This window comes from Frigoriflavimonas asaccharolytica, from assembly GCF_013294015.1.
Taxonomy (GTDB): domain Bacteria; phylum Bacteroidota; class Bacteroidia; order Flavobacteriales; family Weeksellaceae; genus Frigoriflavimonas; species Frigoriflavimonas asaccharolytica.
The window spans coordinates 1-1312 of sequence record NZ_JABSNO010000064.1 but is presented as its reverse complement, the minus strand read 5'-3'; the positions used below and the strand labels follow the sequence as shown (position 1 = coordinate 1312).

2 protein-coding genes are annotated in these 1312 nt (G+C 35.0%); both read right to left on the bottom strand.

From position 1 onward, the window contains the following. Window positions 1–43: 43 nt before the first annotated feature. Complete coding sequence (locus tag HNQ03_RS16020) at window positions 44–934, bottom strand: DDE-type integrase/transposase/recombinase (RefSeq protein ID WP_226927539.1); 891 nt, start codon at window positions 932–934, stop codon at window positions 44–46. A gap of 5 nt (window positions 935–939) precedes the next feature. Then, window positions 940–1254 carry a transposase gene (locus tag HNQ03_RS16015; protein ID WP_173780699.1) on the bottom strand — a complete coding sequence of 105 codons (315 nt, stop codon included), beginning with the start codon at window positions 1252–1254 and terminating at the stop codon, window positions 940–942. Window positions 1255–1312 lie beyond the last annotated feature (58 nt).

Sequence of the window (1312 nt, the reverse complement as noted above, 5' to 3'; positions counted from 1 at the left end):
TGTCTTAAACGCAAATAACTGGACACTTTTTTCTAATTGAATTTTAATTTAAGGACTCTTTATCCGACATATCTATTCCGATTTTTTTTAAGAATCTTGCTGGGGAATTGTAGCCTAGCCCTCCATGGATTCTATCAAAGTTATAAAATTTTCTGAAACGCCCCATAGTTGCGATGAAATCTTTTTTATTTTCAAACTCAAATCTCTGGCAAACAGCGCTTTCCATTATTGAGTGGTAACTTTCAATGTGCGCATTTTGTTGTGGTGTTGAAGGTTTTGTAAACTCTTGCACTATATTCTTTTTAGCAAAATAATCTTGAACCAAACCTGCCACAAACTGGCTTCCATTATCATTTCTTACTATGAAAGTTTCCGGCATTTGGTATTTCGATATTATTTTCTCGAAGAGATCTATAACGTCCTCTTTTTTAATGCTATGCGAGATGTACTGACCAAGATTCCACCTGCTGAAAACATCTAACACCGTAAGGATCATTACGTTGGATCTGCTTCCTTGAATGTATGCAAATTTGATATCAAACTCCATGAAAGTGAAGGGATGATCCACCTTTGGAACTAAATCTTTCACCCAATTTCGGTTGATGCGCTTTTGCTTACTTCGCTGAAATTTTAGCAGACTATTTTCTTTCATAATGCGGTAGGTTCTGTTCGATCCAATTAAATAATTCAATTCTCTTTTGAGATGAATATAGGTTTTATAGTATCCATAATCAACAAATTCACCAGAAAGCAGACTTGCGATATCTTCTATAAGAATTTGCTCTGGAACAAGTTCTGCACCCTTGTAAAAATGACTCGCTTTACGCTTTCCAGCCTTTGTTCCCGTAGGTTTATAATAGTAAGAACTCCGAGGCAATTCCAGTATCTTCAATAGCGGTTTCAAGGGAAATTTCTGTTCTAAATATTCATCCAAAACCATTATTCTTTCCTCTTTAGAGATTCGTTTTTTTTTAAAAGTGAGTCCTTTACCCGAAGGGCAAGTTCTTTCTCTGCAACTATCTTTTTAAGTTCACTATTTTCTCGTTTGAGTTGAGCCAACTCCCTTTCTAAAGCAGTTTTTGCTCCATTTCCTAGACCTTCGCTACCCAATTCATTGTATTTATTTTTCCAATTATAAATAGTGGCGGTAGATATATTAAATTCTCGCGAAGTTTTGGAAACTCCATGTTCTTCTGCGTGAAGCAATATTTCTTCTTTTTCTTTTTGCTTCCATTTTTTTCGATGTAAACTCATGACACAAATTTAAGGTTATTACTAATTTATGTGTCCAGGAATTAATCACGCTATTACC

Coding starts and splice junctions, on each gene's coding strand:
- HNQ03_RS16015 (WP_173780699.1), bottom strand. CDS start 1,254: ATGAGTTTACATCGAAAAAAATGGAAGCAAAAAGAAAAAGAAGAAATA.